Here is a 23615-nt window from a genome sequence, read left to right on the forward strand (position 1 = left end):
CCGCCCTACGCCGGTCGGAAGTGGTGGTAGCTGTGATGGGTCGCGAAGCCCATGCCGTCGTACAGCGCCCGCGCGCCCTCGTTGCCGGCCTCGACCTGGAGCCAGGCGGCCGACGCGCCCTCGTCCAGCGCCCGCCGCGCCAACGCCGTCATCACCGCGCTCCCCAGCCCCTGGCGCCGGTACGCCGGGTCGACCTCGACCGCCATGAACCCGGCCCACCGCCCGTCCACGACGCACCGCCCGATCGCCGCCGGCGTCCGGCCCTCGCCGGGGACGGACGCGAACCACACCGACGGTCCGCTCTCCAGCACCCGCACCACGTGCGGCCCCGGCTCCTCGAACCGCTGGTACCGGGCGAGCCAGTCCGCGTCGCACGCCCGGGTGAGCCGGACCCGCGACACGTCCGCGTCCAGATCCCCGATCGGGGCGAGCGCGGCGACCCGTACCTGCGCGGTGACCTCCAGGGACCACCCGAGGCGCTCCAGTTCGGCGGCGAGACGCTCCTGCGTGCCCTCGGCGCCGGTGGAGACCTGGACGTACGCGGGAAGCCCCCGGGCGGCGTACCACCCGCGTACGCGCTCCAGCGCAGCGCCGACCGGCATCCCCGGATCTCCGAGCGGCAGCGCCGAGTTGGCACGCCGGGTGAAGCCGCCGGCGGCGCGCAGCAGCCACTGGCCGAGCGGCTCGCTCTCGACCGGCTGCCAGGCGCGCGCGCAGACCCGCGCCAGCTCCTCGAAGGTCGCCGCGGGACCGCGCCGCCGGGCCGGCGCCGAGGGCACGACCTTGCCCGCGACCAGCGTGGATTCCGCGATCCGGACCGACTCGCCGTCCCGGCGTGTGATCGACAGCACGCCGCTGTCCCAGGATGTGAGAACGCCAACCGTGTCGGTGAACTTCGCCCCCGGCGCTCCGGTCCCGCCGACCCGCCTGACTGATACACGTTTGCCCACGTCAGCAGGCGAAATACGGACCTCGAGTCGTCCGCCGGTAGTGAATTCCACAGCTGTGTCCGCCCCTCCTGTTCGGATCGTGCCCGGGAACGGAGATACTAGAGGCGGGCATCGACGACGCCGCGCTCCCGCGCGCCACGTGGACGGAGCCGCAGATCGGCCCGCCGCGCCCTATCGAGGAGGAACGACAGCGTGACCTACGTCATCGCGCAGCCTTGTGTCGACGTCAAGGACAAGGCGTGCATCGAGGAGTGCCCGGTCGACTGCATCTACGAGGGCTCCAGGTCCTTGTACATCCACCCGGACGAATGCGTCGACTGTGGTGCCTGTGAGCCGGTCTGCCCGGTCGAGGCCATCTTCTACGAGGACGACACCCCGGAGGAGTGGAAGGACTACTACAAGGCGAACGTCGAGTTCTTCGACGAGCTCGGCTCGCCCGGTGGTGCTTCCAAGCTCGGTCTGATCGAGCGCGACCACCCCTTCATCGCAGCGCTCCCGCCGCAGAACCAGTAAGCGGCGAGGCAAGTGCGCCGCCCCGGTCCCGTACGGCCTGTCGCCGTACGGGACCGAGGCGTTTCCAGAGCCCGCGCCCGTACGAGCACGAGAAAGCGACCCACCGTGTCCGCAGTCACTGACCGCCTGCCCACCTTCCCCTGGGACAAGCTGGAGCCGTACAAGGCGACGGCGGCCGCCCACCCGGACGGCATCGTGGACCTGTCCGTCGGCACCCCCGTCGACCCGGTTCCCGAGCTGATCCGGCGGGCCCTCGTCGCGGCGGCGGACTCCCCGGGTTATCCGACGGTGTGGGGCACGGTCGCGCTGCGGGACGCGCTCACCGGGTGGGTCGAGCGGCGCCTCGGCGCGCGCGGCGTGGCGCACACCAACGTGCTGCCCGTCGTCGGCTCGAAGGAGCTGGTGGCCTGGCTGCCGACGCAGCTGGGGCTCGGCCCCGGCGACCAGGTGGCGTACCCCCGGCTCGCGTACCCGACGTACGAGGTGGGCGCGCGGCTGGCACGCGCCGAGCCGGTCGTCTACGACGACCCGGTCGCGGACCTCGACCCGGCCCGCGTCAAGCTGCTCTGGCTCAACTCGCCCTCCAATCCGACCGGCCGCGTGCTGGCCAAGGACGAGCTGATCCGGACCGTCGCCTGGGCGCGTGAGCACGGGGTGCTGGTCTTCAGCGACGAGTGCTACCTGGAGCTGGGCTGGGAGGCCGAGCCCGTGTCCGTACTGCACCCGGACGTCTGCGGCGGTACGTACGAGGGTCTGGTCGCCGTCCACTCCCTCTCGAAGCGGTCCAACCTGGCGGGCTACCGCGCCGCGTTCCTGGCGGGCGACGCCGGCGTCCTCGGCGACCTGCTGCAGATCCGCAAGCACGGCGGCATGATGACGCCGGCGCCCGTCCAGGCGGCGACGGTCGCGGCGCTCGGAGACGACGCGCACGTGGCGGAGCAGCGGGAGCGGTACGCGGCCCGCCGGGCGGCGCTGCGCGGCGCGCTGGAGGCGCACGGGTTCCGCATCGAGCACAGCGAGGCGAGCCTGTACCTGTGGGCGACGCGCGACGAGCCGTGCTGGGAGACGGTGGCCCACCTGGCGGAGCTGGGCATCCTGGCGGCTCCGGGCGACTTCTACGGGCCCGCCGGAGACCGTTTCGTGCGCGTGGCGTTCACGGCCACCGACGAGCGCGTCGCGGCGGCGGTCAAGCGCCTGGGCGGCTGACTCCTTCCTGTACGTGAGAGGGGCCCCGGGGAGTTCGCACTCCCCGGGGCCCCTCTTCGCGTGCGTACGGACTAGCCGAGCGGCAGGCCCGTGCTGGGCAGGGAGCTGGTCGGCAGGCCGCTGGTGGGCAGCGCGTCGGCGGCGGGCAGGCCGCCGCCCGCCGTCTTGGTGGTGTCGCCGAGGACCTCACCGGCGCTGCCGGCGACGTCACCGGCGGCCTTCTGCGCGGCGGGGGTGGCGGTCTTGCCGGCCTTGCCGACGGTCTTGCCGGCGGCCGGGACGGCCGTCTTGACGGCCTTGCTGCCGGTGTCGCCCGCAGTCTTGGAGCCCTTCTGCGCCGCGCTGTCGACGGAGTCGCCGAGACCGGCGCCGTCCAGGGCGGTCAGGCCGCCCAGGTTGGGGGCGGCGGGGAGGTCAGCGGCGCTCGCGGAGCCGGCCGCACCGACCACGGGGGCTGCGCCGGCCGCGATGAGCAGAGCGGCGCGGGCGATCCGACGGGTCAGGGGGAGAGACATGGTGCTCCTTAGACGGGAGAGACGAGACGGTCTGTCCGACGATCAGACGCCGTGACAACCGCTCGGAGGGCGGGAGAGGTTGCGGTGCACCAAGGTAAAGAGTTTGCAATGCGTCGCATTATCGGCTCCGGATGAACCCGGGCAAACATCCCGTGCCGCGCCGGGGCGTCCGAGCGCGGCTGCCCTTTGTTTTCCGGGGAATCGGGGAATCCGGGGGTGACGGCCCGCAGGCGCGTGCGCACCCCCGCCGGGAAGGGGCCCGCTTACCGCTTTCGAGTGATCGCCCGCACTACTGCGCGGTGGTGATCCGGACCTCTCCGGAGCCGTTGGGCGTGTCGCCGGAGTGCCACGTCCTCCGGGCGTCCCCGGTGGTCCAGGCGCGGCCGGCGTACGCGACCCGTTCGATGCGGAGCTCGGCGGCGTGGGCGACGGCCCAGTGCGCGAGCTCCCAGCCGCGCCGGTCGCCGGCGGCCCCGGGCGCGCCGGCCGCCTGCGCCGGTACGGGGACGGCCACGGTGGCCGCCGCGGGAGTGCCGCCGAGCTTCGCGCTCGCGCCCGCCGCGCCCGCGATGTCCGCCTTGTCCCGGGATCCGCCCGCCTGCGCCTTGGGGAGTACGTCGGGCCCGAAGTCCCGTACCAGCGCGGCCCGTACGTCGGCCGGCTTGCCCGGCTGGGCGTCGCGCGGCCCCGAGCAGGTCAGTGACGCGGGCGCGCGCCCGGTGAGCGCGGCGGCCAGCAGCGCCGCGTCCGGCTCGTGCTTCGCGTACGCCTGCGGGAAACCGCTGCGCTGGACGCGCTGGGCGGCGACGGTCAGCGGCAGGCGTGAGTAGCCGGGGACCTTCTCCAGGTGCTCGTAGAACCTCTCGGACGAGTAACCGGGGTCGAGGATCTGCCGCGGGGTGCCCCACCCCTGCGAGGGGCGCTGCTGGAAGAGGCCGAGCGAGTCGCGGTCGCCGTACTTGATGTTGCGCAGCGCCGACTCCTGGAGCGCGGTCGCGAGCGCGATCGTCACCGCCCGCTCCGGCAGCCCGCGCGAGGTGCCCACGGCGGAGATCGTCGCGGCGTTCACGGCCTGCTCCGGACTGAGCTCGTACGTCGCCCCGTCGCCCTCGGCGGAGCGCACGGTGCAGCGCGGCGCCCCGGCGCCGCCGGTCACGTACTGCGCCACCAGGTACCCGGCCAGCGCGAGCAGCACGGCGAGGCCCGCCGCTGTGCGCAGGACGCGGCCGCGCGTGGTGGAAGTCGTGGACTCAGGCACGCTGCCTAAGGTACTGGAGGCGGATTTCGCCCTTCCCGGGGGACGACCCGGTGTGCTCCGGCCAGTGCCCGCTAGGCTCGGGTCCATGGCCGAAACACCGCTTGACCTCTCCCTGGACGCCCCCGCGCTGACCGCCCGGCTGGTCGACTTCCCGTCGGTGAGCGGCGACGAGAAAGCCCTCGCCGACGCCATCGAGGAGGCGCTGCGCGCCCTGCCGCACCTGACCGTCGACCGGTACGGCAACAACGTGGTGGCCCGTACGCACCTGGGGCGCGCCGAGCGGGTCGTCCTGGCCGGGCACATCGACACCGTGCCGATCGCCGACAACGTGCCCTCCCGGCTCGACGACAACGGTGTCCTGTGGGGCTGCGGTACGAGCGACATGAAGTCCGGGGTCGCCGTCCAGTTGCGCATCGCCGCGACCGTTCCGGCACCCAACCGGGACCTGACCTTCGTCTTCTACGACAACGAAGAGGTCGCCGCGCACCTGAACGGCCTCGGGCACGTCGCCGACGCGCATCCCGACTGGCTGGCGGGCGACTTCGCCGTACTCCTCGAACCGTCCGACGCGCAGGTCGAGGGCGGCTGCCAGGGCACGCTGCGGGTGCTGCTGCGCACGGCGGGGGAGCGGGCCCACTCGGCGCGCGGCTGGATGGGGTCCAACGCGATCCACTCGGCGGCGCCGATCCTGGCCAGGCTGGCGTCGTACGAGCCGAGGCGGCCCATGATCGACGGTCTCGAGTACCACGAGGGGCTCAACGCCGTCGCGATCGAGGGCGGCGTCGCCGGCAACGTGATCCCCGACGTGTGCACGGTGACGGTCAACTTCCGTTACGCGCCCGACCGCACCGAGCAGGAGGCGCTCGCGCACGTGCGCGAGGTCTTCGCGGACTGCGACATCGCGGAGTTCGTCGTGGACGACCACTCCGGGGCGGCCCTGCCCGGCCTCTCGCACCCGGCCGCCGCGGCGTTCATGGCGGCGGTGGGCGGCACGGCGCGGCCCAAGTTCGGCTGGACGGACGTCTCGCGCTTCAGCGCGCTCGGTGTGCCCGCGGTCAACTACGGGCCTGGTGACGCCCTTGTCGCGCACAAGCGCGACGAGCACGTGGCCGTCGAGCGGATCACGCACTGCGAGGAGCGACTTCGCGCCTGGCTGACTGCCTGAATTTCACTGTTCGTCACGTGTGTGGACCTACGCTGACCGGACAATGTTCGGCAGTGGAGGGAGTACGGCATGGCGATTCCTGAAGGGGAGCGGGTCCCGGAAGAGCAGCGTCTGGGACCAGTGGTGCGCCGCGGCGACCAGATCCAGCCGGGCACGACCGACCAGCGACTGCTGGACTCGGACGGTGACACCGGGTGGGTGCACACCGACCCGTGGCGGGTCATGCGGATGCAGGCCGAGCTGGTGGACGGCTTCGGCGCCCTCGCCGAACTGCCGCCCGCCATCAGCGTCTTCGGCTCGGCCCGCACACCGGCCGGTACGCCGGACTACGCGGCGGGAGTGGAGCTCGGCCGGGCGCTGGCGGAAGCCGGGTTCGCGGTGATCACGGGCGGCGGTCCGGGCGCGATGGAGGCGGCGAACAAGGGCGCGCGGGACGCCGGGGGCATCTCGGTCGGCCTCGGCATCGAGCTGCCCTACGAGCAGGGCATCAACCCGCACGTCGACATCGGCGTCAACTTCCGCTACTTCTTCGTCCGCAAGATCATGTTCGTGAAGTACGCGCACGGCTTCGTGGTCCTGCCGGGCGGTCTCGGCACCCTGGACGAGCTCTTCGAGGCCCTGACGCTGGTCCAGACCAGCAAGGTCACGCGCTTCCCGATCGTGCTCTTCGGTACGGCGTACTGGGGTGGCCTGGTCGACTGGCTGCGCGACACCGTGATCGCGCAGGGGAAGGCGTCGGAGAAGGACCTGCTGCTGTTCCACGTGACGGACAGCGTGGAGGAAGCGGTGGCCCTGGTGTCGAAGGAGTCGGAGCGATAAGCCCGTAGCGGCTGCGCGGGGCCCTTCACCCACCCGAGGGGCGGGTGAAGGGCCCCGCCGCAGCGCCGCCGAGACGAGGCCCCCCGCGTCCCCGACCGCCCCCCGGGTCCGTCAGGCCAGCCCGCGCCGGGCGACCGCCGGCGGCCGGTGGCCCGCGATCGACGCCACCATGTCCAGCACCTGCCGCGTCTCCGCGACCTCGTGCACCCGGTAGACCTGGGCCCCCAGCCACGCCGACACCGCCGTCGTGGCGAGCGTGCCGACGAGCCGGTCCTTCACCGGCCGGTCGAGCGTCTCGCCCACGAAGTCCTTGTTGGACAGCGAGACCAGCACCGGCCACCCGGTCTCGACCATCTCGCCGAGCCGCCGCGTCGCCTCCAGGCTGTGCCGGGTGTTCTTCCCGAAGTCGTGTCCCGGGTCGATCAGGATGGCGTCGCGCCGTACGCCCAGCTTCCGCGCGCGCTCCGCCAGTCCGACGGTCACGTCGAGGATGTCCGCCATCACGTCGTCGTACGTGATCCGGTGCGGCCGCGTCCGGGGCTCCGCGCCGCCCGCGTGCGTACACACCAGGCCCACGTCGTGACGGGCCGCCACCTCGGCCAGCCGCGGATCGACGCCGCCCCACGCGTCGTTCAGCAGGTCCGCCCCCGCCTCGCAGACCGCCTCGCCCACCTCGTGCCGCCACGTGTCGACGCTGATCACCACGTCCGGGTGGCGCCGGCGGACCTCGGCCACGAACCCGACGGTGCGCCGCGCCTCCTCGGCCGCGCTCACCTCTTCGCCGGGACCGGCCTTCACCCCGCCGATGTCGATGACGGCGGCGCCCTCCGCGACCGCCTGCTCGACGCGGGCGAGCGCGGGCTCGTCGTGGAACGTCGCACCCTGGTCGTAGAACGAATCAGGGGTCCGGTTCACGATCGCCATGATCACCGGCTCGTGCGCTGCGAACTCGCGCCGTCCCAGCCTGAGCACCGTGTTTCCTCCTTGCGTCGGTCGCCTGCGACCTTAACTGTCGGTGCCGCATGGCACGATCGGGACCGGACAGATTCCGCTTCGCGCGTGGCCCGGGGAGACGCTCGTGTTCTTGTTCTTGGTGGTGGCGATGGTCGTCGTGGTCGCCGCGGTCACCCTCGCCGTGATCGGCGGAGGCGGCGACGACAGCGGCGGCATGCTGCCCGAAGCCGCGCCCGACCAGCTGGTGGACCCACTGCCCGCGACTCGCCCGGTGGGCCGTGCCGACGTCGAGGCGCTGCGCCTGCCGCTGGCCCCGCGCGGTTACCGGATGAGCGAGGTGGACGACGTGCTCGGCCGGCTCGGCGCCGAGCTGGCCGAGCGGGACGCGCGGATCGCGGAGCTGGAGGCCGCGCTGGCCGGCGTCCAGGCCAGAGCCGTCGGCGGTGCGGACCTCTTCAAGGACGCGCCGCCCCGCGACGCGCCGGGAGAGGAGCCGCGGTCGTGATCGGCGGAGTCGAGCCGGGCCCGGACGGCGGCCTGCGCTGCCCGTGGGGCATGGCGACCGAGGAGTACGCCGCCTACCACGACGGTGAGTGGGGCCGCCCGGTGCACGGCGACGACGCCCTGTACGAACGGCTGTGCCTGGAGGCGTTCCAGTCCGGGCTCTCCTGGCTGACGATCCTGCGCCGCCGCGAGGGATTCCGGGCCGCCTTCGCCGGTTTCCGGATCGCGTCGGTGGCCGCCTTCACCGACGAGGACGCCGCACGCCTGCTCGCGGACCCCGGGATCATCCGCAACCGCGCCAAGATCGAGGCGACCCTCGCGAACGCCAGGACGCTCGCCGGCTGGCAGGCCGGCGAGCTGGACGCCCTCATCTGGTCGTACGCGCCGGACCCCGCGACGCGCCCGGCCCCGCGGACGATCTCGGACGTTCCCGCGACCACCGCGGAGTCCGTCGCCCTGTCCAAGGCGCTCAAGAAGCGCGGCATCCGCTTCGTCGGCCCGACGACCGCGTACGCCCTGATGCAGGCGTGCGGTCTGGTCGACGACCACCTCGACCGGTGCGTGGCGCGCGGCGGGGGCTCCCCGGGGCCTCAGCGCCCCAGGTAGCGCGGCTTCTCCTTGGCGATGAACGCCTGGACCGCGATGGAGTGGTCCTCCGACGCGCCCGCCCGCGCCTGGAGTTCGTCCTCCTTCTCCAGGGTCTCGCCCAGGGTGTGGCCCGCGCCGTACGCCATGGACTCCTTCAGCGCGGCGTAGGCGAGCGTGGGGCCGGCGGCCAGGGTGCGGGCGACGGCCTCGGCCTCGGCGGCCAGGTCGGCCGCCGGCACCAGCTTGTTCGCGATGCCCAGGTCGTAGGCCTCCTGCGCGGAGATCGAGCGGGGGAAGAGCAGCAGGTCCGAGGCGCGGCTCTGACCGATCAGGCGCGGCAGCGTCCACGAGACGCCCGAGTCGGCGGCCAGGGCGACCCCCGCGAAGGAGGTGTTGAAGGCGGCCGTGTCGGCGACGACCCGGTAGTCGGCGGCGAAAGCGAAGCCCGCGCCCGCTCCGGCGGCGACGCCGTTGACCCCGGCGACGACCGGCTTCGGCATCTCCGTCAGGGCCCGAACGATGGGGTTGTAGTGCTCGCGCACCGTGCTCATGGTCTGGCCGGAGCCCGTCTCGCGGTCGGCGGCGAGCGAGGCGATGTGCTCCTTGAGGTCCTGGCCCACGCAGAACGCCCGGCCGGCGGCGGTGAGCAGGACCGCCCGTACCGCCCCGTCGGCCGCCGCGGCCTGCACCGCGTCCCTCAGGGCGACCTTGGCCTCGGTGTTCATGGCGTTCATGGCGTCGGGACGATTGATCGTGATCGTCGCGAGTCCGTCGGTCACCTCGTAGAGCACGGTGTCGGCCATCGGTGTGTCCCCTTTTGCGGCTCGGGCAGGCATGTCCAGATCAGCATGGCGGAGATCACGGGGGCTGCACATGTGACCTGCGTCTAACAATGTGAGGTCGCTGGGAGCCCCGCGGCGGCGAAGTATCGCAGGCGGACCCCCGAATTGAGTGGTTTTGAGAGAGCGCGTTGCACAAGCGATGCCGAGCGATGTTGGTCATTGGGTCCCGCCATGCGGGATAATGACCTGGAAGCAATGTGTTCGATGCCGGTGACACAGCTGCCCGACACGGGGCCGCCGGCTGCGATGAGCTGGTTTCAGGAAGGGGAACGAGCATGGCGGCCATGAAGCCGCGAACGGGCGACGGCCCGCTCGAGGTGACCAAGGAGGGGCGGGGCATCGTCATGCGCGTTCCGCTCGAAGGCGGCGGACGACTTGTCGTCGAGCTCACTCCGGATGAGGCCGATGCGCTCGGCGACGCTCTGAAGAAGGTCGTCGGCTGACGCGGAAGCGCCCGAACTTTTCACTGCCCCGGTACGCCGCAAGCGTGCCGGGGCAGTGCTGCGTGTGGGGCGGGCCGGGCGCCGCCGCACGCCGGGCGCGGCGGATCAGCCGCGGCGTACCGCGCAGAGCAGTCCGTCGCCCACCGGGAGCAGCGTGGGGACCAGCCGGTGGCTCTCGCGCACCTCGCGCAGCAGTTCCCGCAGGCGCAGCACCTCCGCGGGCTGCGCCGCCGAATCGACGGTGCGGCCGCCGGCGAAAACGCCCTCGAACACGACGATTCCGCCGGGTCGCAACAGGCGCAACGATTCAGCGAGATAGTCCATGCACTCAAGACGGTCACCGTCGCAGAAGACCAGGTCGTAGCCGCCGTCGGCGAGACGGGGAAGCACGTCGAGGGCGGGCCCGGGGATGAACCGCGAGCGGTTCGCCGCGTAGCCGGCCGCACGGAACGCCTCACGGGCGAACTGCTGCCACTCCGGCTCCGGGTCGACGGTGGTGAGTACGCCGTCGGGCCGCATCCCGTTGAGCAGATAGATGCCCGAGACGCCGGTGCCGGTACCGATCTCGGCCACCGCCTTGGCGTCGGCGGTCGCGGCGAGGAGCCGCAGCGCGGCCCCTGTTCCGGGCGACACCGCGCGCAGTCCTGCCTCCCGGGCCCGATCGCGCGCCCAGTGCAGGGCTTCGTCCTCGGCGACATAGGCGTCGGCGAACGCCCAGTTCGTCTGCCGGTTGGCGGTAATGGCCCTCTCCTGTCCCCGTAGTTGGCGCAACCGTGACTGTATCCGCTGGCGTCGGGAACCCGCAGATGGGACCGGGCGTTGAAAGGGAGCAGGGGGAGACATGGACCAGGACCGCAAGGTTCCAAATTCACGTAAAGACGCTTATCCGGAGCTAACGGGCGAGGTGGCTATGGTAGGGGCTCCACTGGACACCACCAGAGCCGATAGGGGAGGTGCGGCTGCGCCTGTGGATCGGGGAGGAGTGCTGCGGCGCTTTCTCAGGTCGGCGGGTGAGCCGAAATCCGTGACCGACATTGCTGACCGCACACCTTCCACGCATTCCGCGCAGACCGCGACCTTCGCCTCAGATGCGGAATCTCAGGCGTGGACTCCTCCCACCTGGGAGGAGATCGTCAGCACGCACAGTGGTCGCGTCTACCGCCTCGCCTACCGCCTGACCGGTAATCAGCACGACGCCGAGGACCTCACCCAGGAGGTCTTCGTCCGCGTCTTCCGCTCGCTGTCGACGTACACGCCCGGCACGTTCGAGGGCTGGCTGCACCGCATCACGACGAACCTGTTCCTGGACATGGTCCGCCGCAAGCAGCGCATCCGCTTCGACGCGCTCGGCGACGACGCGGCCGAGCGCCTGCCGAGCAGAGAGCCGTCCCCGCAGCAGGTCTTCAACGACACCCACTTCGACGCGGACGTGCAGCAGGCGCTGGACACGCTCGCGCCCGAGTTCCGTGCGGCGGTCGTGCTCTGTGACATCGAGGGCCTGTCGTACGAGGAGATCGCCGCGACGCTCGGGGTCAAGCTCGGGACCGTCCGCAGCCGGATCCACCGCGGCCGCTCCCACCTGCGCAAGGCTCTCCAGCACCGGTCTCCCGAGGCGCGTGCCGAACAGCGCTCGTTCGCGAGCGTCGGTACGGGCGTGTCCGCGGTGGGCGGAGAGGGTGGAGCCGAGTGAGTGGCACCCGACCGACCTCCGCCGAGCAGCACCTCGGGGACCGGCTGGCCGCCCTGGTGGACGGCGAGCTGAGCCACGACGTCCGCGAGCGTGTCCTGTCGCACCTGGCGACCTGCGCCAAGTGCAAGGCCGAGGCCGACGCACAGCGCCGCCTGAAGAGCGTCTTCTCCACCGCCGCACCGCCGCCTCCGTCCGAGGGCCTGCTCGCCCGGCTCCAGGGGCTGCCCGGCGGCGGCCCTGGGGGCGACGACGGCGACGACCCGAGGCCGTTCGGTCCGGGAGGCTTCGGGCACGGAGTCTTCGGCGCGGACACCTCGAGAGGGAGACCCGGCCGGCCCGGCAGCACCTTCGACTTCGGCTACGCCCCGGCCCCCGGACACACCGGCGTGCTTCCCGGCGCCGCCCCCGGCCGTGGCTTCCGGATCCATGACGTGGGCCGCGCGGAGGCGGAGCGTTCGGGCGGGCGCGGCAGACGGCTGGCCTTCGCGGCCGCGAGCGCCGTATCGCTCGCCGCGTTCGCGCTCGGCGGCGCCATGCCGGTCGGCTCCGCGGGCGAGACCACCGCGCGGGGCGGCTCCGGCAACAGCGTCACGCCGCTGCGCGTGGCGGGCCCGAGCGGCGCCGCCACCGAGAACACCCGACGCCGTACGACGGGCAAGAGTCACGGTCTCGTGGCCGCGAGCGCCACGGCCGGCGCCGATGTCGGTGCGAACGACGCCGTGCCGGCCCGGCTCTTCGGAGCGGGACCGGGGCGGGGCGGCGCGCAGGGGCTTTCCCTGGCGCAGCCCTTCCCGGCGCCCCCGCTCACCGGTGAGGTCCCGTTGCCGCTGATACGGCGCTCGGGCTCCGCGCTGTCGCTCGCGTACGACCCGGGCCACCGCCCGGCGTTGAGAGCGGCGCCGTCGCCGCTTCGCCCGGCGACTCCGTTGGCTCCCGGGCTGCCCGTTTCCCCCTGAGGCTGGTTGAATCTCGGGAGGGGTGCCCCGCGAGGGGCACGGACAACGAAGTGGCACAGCCCTGCGGGCGTGCTCGTGGGGTTGCGGGGAGAGCATGAACGAGGGCACGCCCACCGGTCCGAAGGCGAAGTGGTGGAGCCGTCCCGAGCCGGTCCAGGGGGCACCGGAGCGGGCCGAGGCTGCGTCGTCGACGCCTCCCGACGAGGAGCCCCGAGCGGCCGAAGCCGCCGAGCGCGCCCCCAAGGAGGCCGTGCCCGAGCCGTCGTCCGCCGGGCGCGAGCCCGCTGCGGCGGTGCCCGCGCCTTCGTCCGCCGGGGACGTCCCCGCAGCGGCCGGGTCCGCGCAGTCGCCCGCCGAGCACATGCCCGCAGGGGCCGTGCCCGCGCCGTCGTCCGCCGAGGACGTGCCCGCGTCGGCCGGGGCCGCCGTTGCGCGGCCCGCCGGCGCCGGGCCCGTCGACCGGCAGCAGCGTCCGCAGCCGTTGCACGCGCCCGATCCGTACGCCACCCCGCCGTACGGGGGCCCGGGTCCCTGGGCTCCCGCGCCGCCCGTGCAGCGGCCGGTCCCGACCCCGCCCCAGGGCACGTTCGTACCGCCGGGAGCACCGGGCACCCCCGCCGGGTCCACGACGAACGGCGCCGGTGTCCCCACGGCACCGTCACCTCAGCACCACCAGCACGAGCCCCATCGCCAGCCGCAGCCGCACCCCCACCAGCCCTCGCAGTGGCTCCAGTACGACCCCTGGGGCGCCCCCCAGCAGCCGCTGACCCATCCCGGTGACCCGGCGGGCCCCGCCCGGCCGAAGAAGACCCGCCGGGGCACCCTGCTCGTCGGGGCCCTGCTGGTCGCCCTGGTCGCGGGCGGCGTCGGCGGCGGCGTCGGGGCCTACGTCGAACGCAACGGCGGCATCACCCGCGTCGAACTGCCCCAGGCCGGGCCGCAGGACGGCAAGGGCCGCGCGCCCGACAGCGTCGCGGGCATCGCGGCCAGCGCCCTGCCCAGCGTCGTGACCCTGCACGTCAATGGCGTCGGCGAACAGGGCACGGGCACCGGATTCGTACTCGACGCCAAGGGTCACATCCTGACCAACGACCACGTCGTGGAGCCCGCCGGAGCCGACGGCACCATCAACATCACCTTCAGCGGCGGCCAGACCGCGAAGGCGAAGCTCGTCGGCAAGGACAGCGGCTACGACCTCGCGGTCGTCCGGGTCCTCGGGGTCGACGGGCTCAAGCCGCTGCCCCTGGGCAACTCCGAGAACGTCCAGGTGGGCGACCCGGTGGTGGCCATCGGCGCGCCGTTCGACCTCCAGAACACGGTCACCTCCGGCATCATCAGCGCCAAGGAGCGCCCCATCACCGCGGGCGGCGAGAAGGGCGACGGCAGCGACGTCAGCTATGTCAACGCGCTCCAGACCGACGCCCCTATAAACCCGGGCAACTCGGGCGGCCCCCTGGTGGACGCCCAGGCCCGCGTCATCGGCATCAACAGCGCCATACGCGCGGCGGACAGCACCGCCGGCCTGGAAGGCAGCCAGGGCGGCAGCATCGGCCTGGGCTTCGCGATCCCCATCAACCAGGGCAAGCGCGTCGCCGAGGAGCTCATCAACACCGGCAGGGCGACCCACCCGGTCATCGGCGTCACCCTCGACATGAAGTTCACCGGCGACGGTGCCCGCGTCGGCACCAAGGGCGCCGACGGTCCCGCGGTGACACCCGGCGGCCCCGGCGCCCGCGCCGGGATCCGGCCCCGCGACGTCATCACCGAGGTCAACGGCCAGAAGGTGCACAACGGCCAGGAGCTGATCGTCAAGATCCGCGCCCACCGCCCCGGCGACCGGCTGGAACTGACCGTGGTGCGCTCGGGCAAGGCACGGAAGGTCGGCGTGACCCTCGGATCGGCCGACAGCGACTGAGTACGGGGCCGGGCATCCACACGAGTGTTACGTGAAGGTACCGTCCGGACAGATTGGGCGGGTACCGTGGACCGGGCCCGGACCGGTCCTCTGCCTGCGGCGGGGGAGACCCACCCGACCTGCGGGCGCGGAGAACCCAAGGAGCAACAAGGTGTTCAGTGACATAGGCGCACTCGAGCTGGTGACGCTCGTGGTTCTCGCCGTGCTCGTGTTCGGGCCGGACAAGCTGCCGAAGCTCGTCCAGGACGCCTCGGCGATGATCCGTAAGATCCGCGAGTTCTCCGAGAGCGCCAAGCAGGACATCCGCTCCGAGCTGGGCCCCGAGTTCAAGGACTTCGACTTCGAGGACCTGAATCCGAAGACGTTCGTCCGCAAGCAGCTGATGGAGAACGACGACCTCGGTCTCAAGGAGATCCGCAGCAGCTTCGACCTCAAGAGCGAGATGGCGGAGGTCGCGGACGCCGTGAACGGGCGCGAGCGCCCCACGCCGTCCGGCGCGGCGAACGGCACGGCCGGTTCCGTCGGCAAGGCGAACCTGTCGAAGGACTCCACCGGCACCCCCGACCTGCTCAAGAAGAGCGAAACGCCCGCTCAGAGCGAGCGCCCGCCGTTCGACGCCGACGCCACCTGAACCCCGCCCTTCCCGACGAGCCGCACCAAGGTGGCTATCCTCCATCTGTCCGGATGTGAGGACGCCCGAGGGGGGCGGGCCGTATCCGGACGCCACGGATCAAGGAGGCGGCCGGACAGATGGAGACCACGAGTCGGGTCGGAGCGCAGGGAGCATCCCTCGCGCCCAGCACGTCCACAGCGGAGGGGGTGCCAGCAGCCCGGCGTACGGTCGACGGCTATCTGCGCGCCCCCTTCCCCTGGTACGGACTGGACGACGCGTTCACCGGACCCCGCTGGCTGATGCAGGTCGGCACGGCGGCGGACGGCACGGTGCAGCACGGTTCCACGGGGCACGGAGAGGAGCCGACGATACGGCCGACCACCGACGAGGCCCAGGAGAAGGAGCGCTTCGCGGTCGTCGTGACCGTCGCCAGCAGCCCCGTGCGGCGCAGCGGTGACGGTACGGGCGTCCTGGAGGCCACGTCGGTCTCCTCCGCCGCCTGGCTGGCCGGTTCGGGCCTGCTGTCGTCGACCTGGCCCGCCCAGCTCGACCACTCGCTGCGCGACGACTGGCTGGACCAGCAGACCGAGACGGCCTTCGAGCTGGCCGACGACCTGTCGGGACCGGCCTGGACGACGCTGTCGCTGCCGGTGGACGGCGTACCGGCGTCCTTCCACTACCGCGAGTCGGAGTACGGCTGGGTGCTCGCGGGCGCCGGAGAGGGCGGCGTGATTCTCGGGGCGTACGGGCGCGGCATGAGCGCGTACGGCCTCGGCTTCTCGGTGATCAAGGACATCACGGCGTACGACCAGGGCTGACCACCCGTCGCACGACGCACGGCGAAGGGGGCGCCGCTCACTCGGAGCGGCGCCCCCTCCCGGGTGCCCGTGCCGTCCGCCTCAAGGGCCGAGGCGGACCGCGTCACATCAGAACTTGTTGCGCGGGGTGATGCCCAGCGACATGCCCGACAGGCCGCGCGCGCGGCCGCCCAGCTTGCCCGCGATCGTGCGCAGCGCGGCACCGGCCGGCGAGTCCGGGTCGGTCAGCACGACGGGCTTGCCCTCGTCGCCGCCCTCCCGCAGCCGTACGTCGATCGGGATGGAGCCCAGCACCGGCACGTTGGCGCCGGTCGTCTTCGTGAGGCCCTCGGCGACCTTCTGGCCACCGCCGGTGCCGAAGACGTCGACCATCTCGTCGCAGTGCGGGCAGGGCAGGCCCGACATGTTCTCGACGACGCCGACGATCTTCTGGTGGGTCTGCACGGCGATGGAGCCGGCCCGCTCGGCGACCTCGGCGGCGGCCTGCTGAGGCGTCGTCACGACCAGGATCTCGGCGTTCGGCACGAGCTGCGCCACCGAGATGGCGATGTCGCCGGTGCCCGGCGGCAGGTCGAGCAGCAGGACGTCCAGGTCGCCCCAGTACACGTCCGCGAGGAACTGCTGGAGGGCCCGGTGCAGCATCGGACCTCGCCACACCACGGGCGCGTTGCCCGGGGTGAACATCCCGATGGAGATGACCTTCACGCCGTGCGCCGACGGCGGCATGATCATGTTCTCGACCTGGGTGGGCCTGCCGTCCACGCCCAGCATGCGCGGCACGCTGTGTCCGTAGATGTCCGCGTCGACGACGCCGACCTTCAGCCCGTCGGCGGCCATCGCCGCGGCCAGGTTGACGGTGACCGAGGACTTGCCGACGCCGCCCTTGCCGGACGCCACCGCGTACACCCGCGTCAGCGAACCGGGCTGGGCGAAGGGCACCTCGCGCTCGGCGGTGCCGCCGCGCAGCGCGCCCGCCAGTTCCTTGCGCTGCTCGTCGCTCATCACGTCGAGCTCGACGGAGACGCTGGTCACACCCTCGACGCGCTCGACCGCCTCCCGTACGTTGGTGGTGATCGTTTCGCGCATCGGACAGCCGGAGACGGTGAGATAGACCGTGACGGCAACTGCGCCATCTGCCCCGATCTCAACCGATTTGACCATGCCGAGTTCAGTGATCGGTTTGTGGATCTCGGGGTCGTTCACCGTCGCCAGTGCTTCGCGCACCGCGTCTTCCATAGCCATACCGTGATGGTACGGCGCGTACCGCCGCCCCGGGAAAGCCCTGTCAGCGGTCGGATTCGTCACTCTCGTAAGGGGCTTCCGGCGGGAATAGGGAGCGCCGCTCCTCCAGCTCCTTGACCAGGTCCGCGAACTCGGAGCGGATCCAGTCGCGGGTGGCGACCTCGCCGAGCCCCATCCGCAGCGCCGCGATCTCCCGCGTGAGGTACTCGGTGTCCGCGATGGACCGCTCGTTCTGCTTGCGGTCCTGCTCGTGGGTGACCCGGTCGCGGTCGTCCTGGCGGTTCTGCGCCAGGAGGATCAGCGGGGCGGCGTACGACGCCTGGAGGGACAGCATCAGCGTCAGGAAGATGAACGGGTACTCGTCCCAGCGCAGGGCGGGCGGCGCGAAGATGTTCCAGACCACCCACAGGGCGATGGTCAGGGTCATCCAGACCAGGAAGCGCCCCGTGCCCAGGAAGCGCGCGATCCGCTCCGAGAACCGGCCGAACGCCTCCGGGTCGTACTCCGGCAGCAGCCGCTTGCGCGCCGGCCTCGGCTGGTCGAGGCGCACCCGGGAGGCGCGCGGCAGCGCGCTCGCGCCCGTCGCGCTGCGCCCGCGCTCCCTCGGCTCGGCGCCCCGGTCAGTACCCACGGACGGCCTCCCCGCCCGGCACGGTCCCCGGCGTCTGCGGCGGGTCGTGGAACTCCGTCTCGCGCCAGTCGTCGGGCAGCAGGTGGTCGAGCACGTCGTCGACCGTGACCGCGCCGAGCAGCGAGCCGCTCTCGTCCACGACCGGGGCGGAGACCATGTTGTACGCCGCCAAGTAGCTCGTCACCGCGGGCAGCGGCGTGCCGGGCGACAGCGGCGGCAGGTCGGACTCCACCACCGAGCCGACCAGCGTCCCGGGCGGCTCGCGCAGCATCCGCTGGAAGTGCACCGTCCCCAGGTACTTGCCCGTCGGCGTCTCGTCCGGCGGCCGGCAGACGTACACCTGCGCGGCCAGCGCGGGGGAGAGGTCCTGCTGCCGTACGCGGGCCAGGGCGTCCGCGATGGTGGCGTCGGGCCGCAGCACGATCGGTTCGGTCGTCATCAGACCGCCGGCCGTGCGCTCCTCGTACGCCAGGAGGCGCCGTACGTCGGCCGCGTCGTCCGGTCGCATCAGCATCAGCAGCCGCTCCTTGTCCTCCTCGGGCAGCTCGGACAGCAGGTCGGCGGCGTCGTCCGGGTCCATCGCCTCCAGGACGTCGGCCGCCCGCTCCTCCTTGAGCTTGCCGAGGATCTCCACCTGGTCGTCGTCGGGCAGCTCCTCCAGTACGTCGGCGAGCCGGTCGTCGTCCAGCGCCGCGGCCACCTCGGCGCGGCGCTTGGGCGTCAGGTGGTGCAGGGCGTTGGCCAGGTCGGCGGGGCGCAGCTGCTCGAAGGTGGCCAGGAGGCTCTCGGCCCCCTGCCCGTGCTCCTCCAAGGAGAAGCCGGTGACGCCGGACCACTCGACGGTCAGCGTCTCCCCGCGCCGCCGCAGCGCGCCGCCCTTGCCCTTGCGGACGAAGACCTTGTCGATCTCCCAGTCGCGGCGGGCGGGCAGCTGGACGATCGACACGTCGAGGACCGTGACCTCCTCGCCGGTCTCCACGAGCCGCACCCGGCGGTCGAGGAGTTCGCCGAGGACGAGCCGCTCGGTCGGGCGCTGCTCGAAGCGGCGCATGTTGACCACGCCCGTCGTGATGACCTGTCCGGACTCAACGCCCGTCACGCGGGTCATGGGGAGGAAGATCCGGCGCCGGCTCACCACCTCGACGACCATGCCGAGCAGCCGCGGCGGCCTGCTGCCGACGCGCAGCATCGCGACCAGGTCGCGCACGCGGCCGACCTGGTCGCCGTTCGGGTCGAAGACGGCGATGCCCGCGAGATGCGAGACGAAGACCCGGGGGGCGCCTGATGCCATGAGGGTGCGCCTCCCTTTGTGCACAAGTAGGGGCCGTAACGGGTTCAGGCTAGCCCGTGCCCGTCGGTGCCGCTCCAACGGGGCGTCCGGACGGCTCTCTGCCGGACGGCGTAGACGGCACGGGTACGCTGCCTGCTGCCACCCCGGACACCCGCATGAGAGGCAGTGCGCTTGTGACTGCATTTCCCCCGGCCGCCCGAGCCCGCCGGGCCGCCCTGATCGGCGTCGTGTGCGCCGGGCTGACCGCGGTGCTCACCGCCTGCGGTGAGGAACCGGTGGACCCGGACAAGGGGACCAACGGGGTGGGGAGACTCTCGGCGCCGGCCATCGAGGCCAAGGCGCGGAACGCGGCGCGGGAGGCGGAGTCGGTACGGCTCTCGGGCACCGTCGTCAGCAAGGGGCGCTCGTACAAGCTGGACATGCGCCTGAAGGAGGACGGCGGCACGGGGTCGGTGACGTCGAAGGGCAGCACGTTCGAGCTGCTGCGCATCGACGACGAGCTGTTCATGAAGGCCGGCGCGGACTTCTGGGACAACGGCGGGCAGCCCTCCGGGTCCGACGAGGCCGCCGGAAAGCTGGAGGACAAGTACGTCAAGGTCCCCGACGACGACCCGGTCTACGACCAGCTGCGCGGCTTCACGGACAAGGACGTCCTGCTCGACGGCCTGCTCGGACTGCACGGCAAGCTCGGCAAGGGCGAGCGGCCGAAGGTCGGCGGCGTCCGTACGATCGAGGTCACCGGCGGCAAGGGAACCGGCGGAACGCTCGCCGTGTCGCTGCTCGGCACCCCGTATCCGCTGAAGCTGGAGCGGGCGGGCGGGGCGGGCGTGGTGCGGCTCGCCGACTGGGACAAGGAGTTCGCGCTGGAGGCGCCGGGCAAGGGGGAGACGGTCGACTACGGCGGCCAGCTCCCCAAGAGTTCGGACGCGTCCTAGCTCCTCTTCTTCGTCTTCCGCTTCAGCAGGAGGCGGGGAAGCGCGGCCGGTACGGGAAGCCGGGTCGTCGCACCGGTCGGCAGGGGCACGGCGGCGAGCGATCCGTCGGGCAGGCCGGTGGTCGCGCCCTGCGGCTCCAGGCGCAGTACGCGGCACTCGCGGGCCCAGCGCTCGGTCATCTGCTCGGCGTCGGGTGCGTTCAGGCGCTTGCCCTTGAGCTCGGCGACGGCCGCCTTCCAGAGCTCGGAGCCGGCCGGGTGCTCGGTGACGGCGGCGGTCCAGGTGACGAGCCGGCCGCCCTTGTCCTTGCTGCGTACGGTGACTTCGGCGCTCGCGCCGTCGGCCAGCCCGGGGAACGGCTGCTCGCCGGGGCCGTCTCCCACGACGTAGGCGGCGCCGTCGTGCCAGACGTGCCAGAGCGAGCGGGCGGGGCCGGTGCCTCGTACCCAGATGAGGCCGGACTTCTTGGTGGCCTCCTCGACGAGGGCCTGGTCGAGCAAGGTCTGCGTCATGCGGCTCAGCCTAGGCCCCGTGTCCCGCGCGGCCCTTCCCCACCCCGCCCTTCCCGGACGGCACGGCCCCTCCGGCACGGCCGGCCCCGGCCCTGCCCGATTCGTCCCGCCCCCGGCGGCGAAGTGGGCTGCCCGGACAGTTCCGTAACCCGTCCAAGCCCCTTACGGTGATCCCCGTGCCCGCAACAGCCCGCCGCACCGACGGCGTCACGTCCCCCGCGCTCGCCCCGCCGCCCCCCGGCCTCCCCGCCGCTCCCCGCGTCGACCTCGTCCTGCTCGGCGTCGCCGTCGCGAGCGTGTCGTTCTCCGCGCCGCTCATCGCGGCGACCGCCGCCCCCGCGCTGGCCATCGCGTTCTGGCGCAACGCCATGGCGGTCGGCGTCCTGAGCCCGCTCGTGCTGCTCAAGCACCGCGCCGAACTGCGCCGCATCGGCCGCAGGCCGCTGCTGCTCGCCGTCGCCGCCGGCGCGCTGCTCGCCCTGCACTTCGGGCTCTGGCTGCCCAGCCTGCGGATGACCTCCGTGGCGTCCTCGACCGCGCTGTGCACCACCACCCCGATCTGGACGACGATCGTGCTGCGGATGCGCGGCCACCGGCCGCCGCGCATGGTGTGGGCCGGCACCGTGCTCGCCGTCGTCGGCGTCGTCATCCTGACCGGCGTCGACATGACGCTGTCCCCGCGCGCGCTCGCGGGCGACGCCCTCGCCCTGGGGGGCGGCATCGCGGCCGCCGGGTACGTCCTGCTCGGGGCCGAGGTGCGGCGGACGGTGAGCACCACGGCGTACACCTACGTCTGCTACTCCACGACCGCCCTGATCCTGCTGGTCACCTGTCTGGTGGCGGGCGCCGACCTCGGCGGGTACAGCGCCACCACCTGGCTCCAGCTGGCCGCGCTCACCGCCGCCGCCCAGCTCCTCGGCCACTCCCTGCTCAACCGTGTCGTGAGCACCCTGGGCCCCTCCGTCACCTCGACGGCGATCCTCCTGGAGACCCCGGGCGCCGCCCTGATCGCCGCGCTCTGGCTCGGTCAGCAGCCGCCGACGGCCGCCTACCCGGCGCTGGCGGTGATCCTGGCCGGTCTCGCGCTCGTGGTCAGAGCCAGCCGTTCCGCTTGAGTGTGCGGTGGATGCTGACACAGACGACGACGATGGAGCCGAGGACGAGCGGATAGCCGTAGCGCCAGTGCAGCTCCGGCATGTGGTCGAAGTTCATGCCGTAGACCCCGCAGATCATCGTCGGTACGGCCACGATCGCCGCCCAGGACGTGATCTTGCGCATGTCCTCGTTCTGGGCGACGGTCGCCTGCGCCAGGTTGGCCTGGAGGATCGAGTTCAGCAGCTCGTCGAAGCCGACGACCTCCTCGTGCACGCGCGCGAGGTGGTCGGCGACGTCACGGAAGTACTTCTGGATGTCCGGGTCGACCAGCCGCATCGGCCGCTCGCTGAGCTGCTGCATCGGCCGCAGCAGCGGTGCGACGGCCCGCTTGAACTCCAGGACCTCCCGCTTGAGCTGGTAGATCCGGCCCGCGTCCGAGCCGCGCGGACTGCCTTTGGCCGGTGCCGAGAAGACATCGATCTCGACCTCGTCGATGTCGTCCTGCACGGCCGCCGCCACCGCGATGTACCCGTCGACGACATGGTCGGCGATCGAGTGCAGCACCGCCGAGGGCCCCTTGGCCAGCAGCTCCGGATCGTCCTGCAGCCGGTGGCGCAGCGCGCGCAGCGAGCCCTTGCCGCCGTGCCGCACGGTGATGACGAAGTCCTTGCCGGTGAAGCACATCACCTCACCGGTCTCCACGACCTCGCTGGTCGCGGTCAGTTCGGTGTGCTCGACGTAGTGGATCGTCTTGAAGACGGTGAACAGGGTGTCGTCGTACCGCTCCAGCTTGGGCCGCTGGTGTGCGTGTACGGCGTCCTCCACGGCCAGCGGGTGCAGCCCGAACTCGGCCGCGATACCGGCGAATTCCTCCTCGGTCGGCTCGTGCAGACCGATCCAGGCGAAGCCGCCGCCCTCCCGGACGCGGATCATCGCCTCGTGCGGGGTGAGGCATTCGGCGTCCTTCACCCGGCGCCCGTCGCGGTAGACGGCGCAGTCCACGACCGCGCTGCTCGCGGACGGGTCTCGGGTGGCGTCGTAACCGCTGTACACGGCGCTGCTCTTGCGCAGGGACGGACGGACCGCTGCGCGCAGGTCACGGATCATCGACATGGCGGGGCTCCTTCACGGAGAAGCCGTCTGCGAGGCATGGCACTGCCCGGAATGGAGACGTGCGGGCCACGGCGTCGGGGCGGCCGTACGTCGGCAAAGCGGGCGGCACCGCAAGGACGCGGTGACGGCGTTCGCTCAGACACGGATCAGGCAAAAACGAAGTGCTCTTCCGTCGTGCGAAATGCCGTGAGCCCCATGGGTTTCACCGGCTGGCGACCGGGTACGAAGGGGCTCAGGCCCCGGGGAACACTGACGGTGCGGAAGAGCGGTTGGTACTGCCGGGACGACTTCGATCCACCGCAGCCCCACCTCCTCCGGCCGGTCCCCCGTGGGGGATGACGTGATGTCGGGGCTCGAAAGCCACGCTTCTGCGTGCTGCCCTGACCAGCGGCCAAGACTATCAGCCCACTGTTGTGTCAAGTCCCTCCCTTGCCCCCTCCCCACGCGACTTATGCTCGCGGCATGGGAGATGTTCTTGCGCTGGTCGAAGCCCGTTTGCGTACGACGCTGGGCGAACCGGACGCGCGCGCCGCTGTCACGTTCCTCGGTACGGACCGGATGGAGGTACTGCGTTTCGTCGACGGCGACGTCATCCGCTACGCCACGCTCGGCATGTCGGCCCAGCCGATGGCCGACCCGACCGCCGTCCTGGCCGATCCGGTCAAGGGCCCGCGCGCCGAGCTGGTCCTGTCGGTACGGGCCGGGCTCGCCGACACCGACAAGGCGCTGCGCCCGCTCGCGGTCCTTGCGGCGTCTCCGCAGGTCGAGGGCGTGATCGTGGCCCCCGGGGCGTCGCTGGACCTCGGGGAGCCGTTGTGGCCGGGGGCGCCCTTCAGCTCCGTACTGGTCGCGGAGTCCGGCGGCCTGGTCGAGGACCTGGAGCTGGACGCCCCGATGGACCCGGTGCGCTTCCTGCCGCTGCTGCCGATGACGCCGAACGAGGCGGCGTGGAAGCGGGTCAAGGGAGCGCAGGAGCTCCAGGAACGCTGGCTGTCGCACGGCACGGACCTGCGCGACCCGCTGCGCGCCTCCGTGCCGCTCGACTGA

Annotated in this window: 26 protein-coding genes; 15 read left to right on the forward strand and 11 right to left on the reverse strand. The window is 72.4% G+C overall.

What is annotated here, in order from left to right; all coding sequences use genetic code 11:
* Window positions 1-5: 5 nt before the first annotated feature.
* Complete coding sequence (locus IE185_RS19395; protein ID WP_138897591.1) at window positions 6-1001, reverse strand: GNAT family N-acetyltransferase; 996 nt, start codon at window positions 999-1001, stop codon at window positions 6-8.
* 141 nt (window positions 1002-1142) lie between these two features.
* Between IE185_RS19395 and fdxA the strand changes: the two genes are divergently transcribed.
* Window positions 1143-1463, forward strand: coding sequence for a ferredoxin (gene fdxA / locus IE185_RS19400; protein WP_018089397.1), 321 nt, complete (start codon window positions 1143-1145; stop codon window positions 1461-1463).
* Window positions 1464-1568: 105 nt separating this feature from the next.
* Entirely contained in the window at window positions 1569-2669 is a 1101-nt protein-coding gene (locus IE185_RS19405) for a bifunctional succinyldiaminopimelate transaminase/glutamate-prephenate aminotransferase (protein WP_138897590.1), read from the forward strand.
* A gap of 71 nt (window positions 2670-2740) precedes the next feature.
* Here IE185_RS19405 and IE185_RS19410 read toward each other — a convergent pair whose 3' ends face one another.
* Both IE185_RS19410 and IE185_RS19415 read right to left on the reverse strand, forming a co-directional pair.
* On the reverse strand, window positions 2741-3184 hold the full coding sequence (locus tag IE185_RS19410; RefSeq protein WP_138897589.1) for an ATP-binding protein: 444 nt from the start codon (window positions 3182-3184) through the stop codon (window positions 2741-2743).
* A gap of 289 nt (window positions 3185-3473) precedes the next feature.
* A complete protein-coding gene (locus tag IE185_RS19415; protein ID WP_138897588.1) occupies window positions 3474-4442 on the reverse strand; it encodes a heavy metal transporter in 969 nt (322 codons plus the stop codon).
* An 85-nt stretch (window positions 4443-4527) separates the two neighbouring features.
* On the opposite strand from IE185_RS19415, the gene dapE reads away from it, so the two are divergent.
* A complete protein-coding gene (gene dapE, locus IE185_RS19420; protein ID WP_138897587.1) occupies window positions 4528-5607 on the forward strand; it encodes a succinyl-diaminopimelate desuccinylase in 1080 nt (359 codons plus the stop codon).
* A 69-nt stretch (window positions 5608-5676) separates the two neighbouring features.
* Complete coding sequence (locus tag IE185_RS19425) at window positions 5677-6426, forward strand: LOG family protein (RefSeq protein ID WP_189715621.1); 750 nt, start codon at window positions 5677-5679, stop codon at window positions 6424-6426.
* A 111-nt stretch (window positions 6427-6537) separates the two neighbouring features.
* Here the strand turns inward: IE185_RS19425 and folP are convergent, their stop codons facing one another.
* On the reverse strand, window positions 6538-7398 hold the full coding sequence (gene folP / locus IE185_RS19430; RefSeq protein ID WP_138908493.1) for a dihydropteroate synthase: 861 nt from the start codon (window positions 7396-7398) through the stop codon (window positions 6538-6540).
* A gap of 106 nt (window positions 7399-7504) precedes the next feature.
* Here folP and IE185_RS19435 point away from each other — a divergent pair, with 106 nt between their 5' ends.
* Together IE185_RS19435 and IE185_RS19440 are read left to right on the forward strand one after the other, a co-directional pair.
* On the forward strand, window positions 7505-7885 hold the full coding sequence (locus IE185_RS19435; protein ID WP_229843596.1) for a DivIVA domain-containing protein: 381 nt from the start codon (window positions 7505-7507) through the stop codon (window positions 7883-7885).
* A 50-nt stretch (window positions 7886-7935) separates the two neighbouring features.
* Window positions 7936-8490, forward strand: a complete 555-nt coding sequence (locus tag IE185_RS19440; protein WP_138897917.1) for a DNA-3-methyladenine glycosylase I — start codon at window positions 7936-7938, stop codon at window positions 8488-8490.
* Here IE185_RS19440 and chcB read toward each other — a convergent pair.
* Entirely contained in the window at window positions 8475-9275 is an 801-nt protein-coding gene (gene chcB, locus IE185_RS19445) for a 2-cyclohexenylcarbonyl CoA isomerase (protein ID WP_138897914.1), read from the reverse strand. The genes IE185_RS19440 and chcB overlap by 16 nt on opposite strands.
* A gap of 314 nt (window positions 9276-9589) precedes the next feature.
* Here chcB and IE185_RS19450 point away from each other — a divergent pair, with 314 nt between their 5' ends.
* Complete coding sequence (locus tag IE185_RS19450) at window positions 9590-9757, forward strand: DUF3117 domain-containing protein (protein ID WP_003966491.1); 168 nt, start codon at window positions 9590-9592, stop codon at window positions 9755-9757.
* Window positions 9758-9862: 105 nt separating this feature from the next.
* Here IE185_RS19450 and IE185_RS19455 read toward each other — a convergent pair whose 3' ends face one another.
* Window positions 9863-10528, reverse strand: a complete 666-nt coding sequence (locus tag IE185_RS19455) for an O-methyltransferase (protein WP_138897913.1) — start codon at window positions 10526-10528, stop codon at window positions 9863-9865.
* Between the two features lie 139 nt (window positions 10529-10667).
* On the opposite strand from IE185_RS19455, the gene sigE reads away from it, so the two are divergent.
* The 5 genes from sigE (at window position 10668) to IE185_RS19480 (ending at window position 15749) form a co-directional block, all read left to right on the forward strand.
* On the forward strand, window positions 10668-11447 hold the full coding sequence (gene sigE, locus IE185_RS19460) for an RNA polymerase sigma factor SigE (protein ID WP_189715657.1): 780 nt from the start codon (window positions 10668-10670) through the stop codon (window positions 11445-11447).
* On the forward strand, window positions 11444-12403 hold the full coding sequence (locus IE185_RS19465) for an anti-sigma factor family protein (RefSeq protein ID WP_138897912.1): 960 nt from the start codon (window positions 11444-11446) through the stop codon (window positions 12401-12403). Before sigE ends, IE185_RS19465 begins: the two co-directional genes overlap by 4 nt.
* Before the next feature lie 94 nt (window positions 12404-12497).
* The gene (locus IE185_RS19470) at window positions 12498-14318 is read left to right on the forward strand and encodes a S1C family serine protease (RefSeq protein ID WP_189715623.1); all 1821 of its coding nucleotides are present in this window, start codon (window positions 12498-12500) and stop codon (window positions 14316-14318) included.
* 151 nt (window positions 14319-14469) lie between these two features.
* Entirely contained in the window at window positions 14470-14949 is a 480-nt protein-coding gene (locus IE185_RS19475; RefSeq protein ID WP_138897671.1) for a sec-independent translocase, read from the forward strand.
* Window positions 14950-15068: 119 nt separating this feature from the next.
* Window positions 15069-15749, forward strand: coding sequence for a hypothetical protein (locus IE185_RS19480; RefSeq protein ID WP_138897672.1), 681 nt, complete (start codon window positions 15069-15071; stop codon window positions 15747-15749).
* 108 nt (window positions 15750-15857) lie between these two features.
* Here IE185_RS19480 and IE185_RS19485 read toward each other — a convergent pair whose 3' ends face one another.
* The 3 genes from IE185_RS19485 to IE185_RS19495 are packed head-to-tail and all read right to left on the reverse strand — an operon-like array spanning window position 15858 to window position 18913.
* Window positions 15858-16991: an Mrp/NBP35 family ATP-binding protein gene (locus tag IE185_RS19485; protein ID WP_069930473.1), complete on the reverse strand. Its 1134-nt coding sequence runs from the start codon at window positions 16989-16991 to the stop codon at window positions 15858-15860.
* Between the two features lie 43 nt (window positions 16992-17034).
* Complete coding sequence (locus tag IE185_RS19490; RefSeq protein ID WP_138897673.1) at window positions 17035-17622, reverse strand: DUF1003 domain-containing protein; 588 nt, start codon at window positions 17620-17622, stop codon at window positions 17035-17037.
* On the reverse strand, window positions 17612-18913 hold the full coding sequence (locus IE185_RS19495; RefSeq protein WP_138897674.1) for a magnesium transporter MgtE N-terminal domain-containing protein: 1302 nt from the start codon (window positions 18911-18913) through the stop codon (window positions 17612-17614). Before IE185_RS19495 ends, IE185_RS19490 begins: the two co-directional genes overlap by 11 nt.
* A gap of 173 nt (window positions 18914-19086) precedes the next feature.
* Here IE185_RS19495 and IE185_RS19500 point away from each other — a divergent pair, with 173 nt between their 5' ends.
* On the forward strand, window positions 19087-19848 hold the full coding sequence (locus tag IE185_RS19500) for a hypothetical protein (RefSeq protein WP_189715625.1): 762 nt from the start codon (window positions 19087-19089) through the stop codon (window positions 19846-19848).
* Here the strand turns inward: IE185_RS19500 and IE185_RS19505 are convergent.
* Window positions 19845-20360 (reverse strand): hypothetical protein, encoded by a 516-nt coding sequence (locus tag IE185_RS19505; protein WP_138910047.1) that lies wholly within the window; start codon window positions 20358-20360, stop codon window positions 19845-19847. The genes IE185_RS19500 and IE185_RS19505 overlap by 4 nt on opposite strands.
* Before the next feature lie 176 nt (window positions 20361-20536).
* Between IE185_RS19505 and IE185_RS19510 the strand changes: the two genes are divergently transcribed.
* A complete protein-coding gene (locus IE185_RS19510; RefSeq protein ID WP_189715627.1) occupies window positions 20537-21475 on the forward strand; it encodes a DMT family transporter in 939 nt (312 codons plus the stop codon).
* Here the strand turns inward: IE185_RS19510 and IE185_RS19515 are convergent.
* Complete coding sequence (locus IE185_RS19515; protein ID WP_138899214.1) at window positions 21453-22568, reverse strand: magnesium and cobalt transport protein CorA; 1116 nt, start codon at window positions 22566-22568, stop codon at window positions 21453-21455. The two genes, IE185_RS19510 and IE185_RS19515, sit on opposite strands and share 23 nt — an antisense overlap.
* A 462-nt stretch (window positions 22569-23030) precedes the next feature.
* On the opposite strand from IE185_RS19515, the gene IE185_RS19520 reads away from it, so the two are divergent.
* Window positions 23031-23615, forward strand: a complete 585-nt coding sequence (locus IE185_RS19520; RefSeq protein WP_138897819.1) for a suppressor of fused domain protein — start codon at window positions 23031-23033, stop codon at window positions 23613-23615.

Source organism: Streptomyces chryseus (genome assembly GCF_014650755.1).
In the GTDB taxonomy this organism is placed as follows: domain Bacteria; phylum Actinomycetota; class Actinomycetes; order Streptomycetales; family Streptomycetaceae; genus Streptomyces; species Streptomyces chryseus.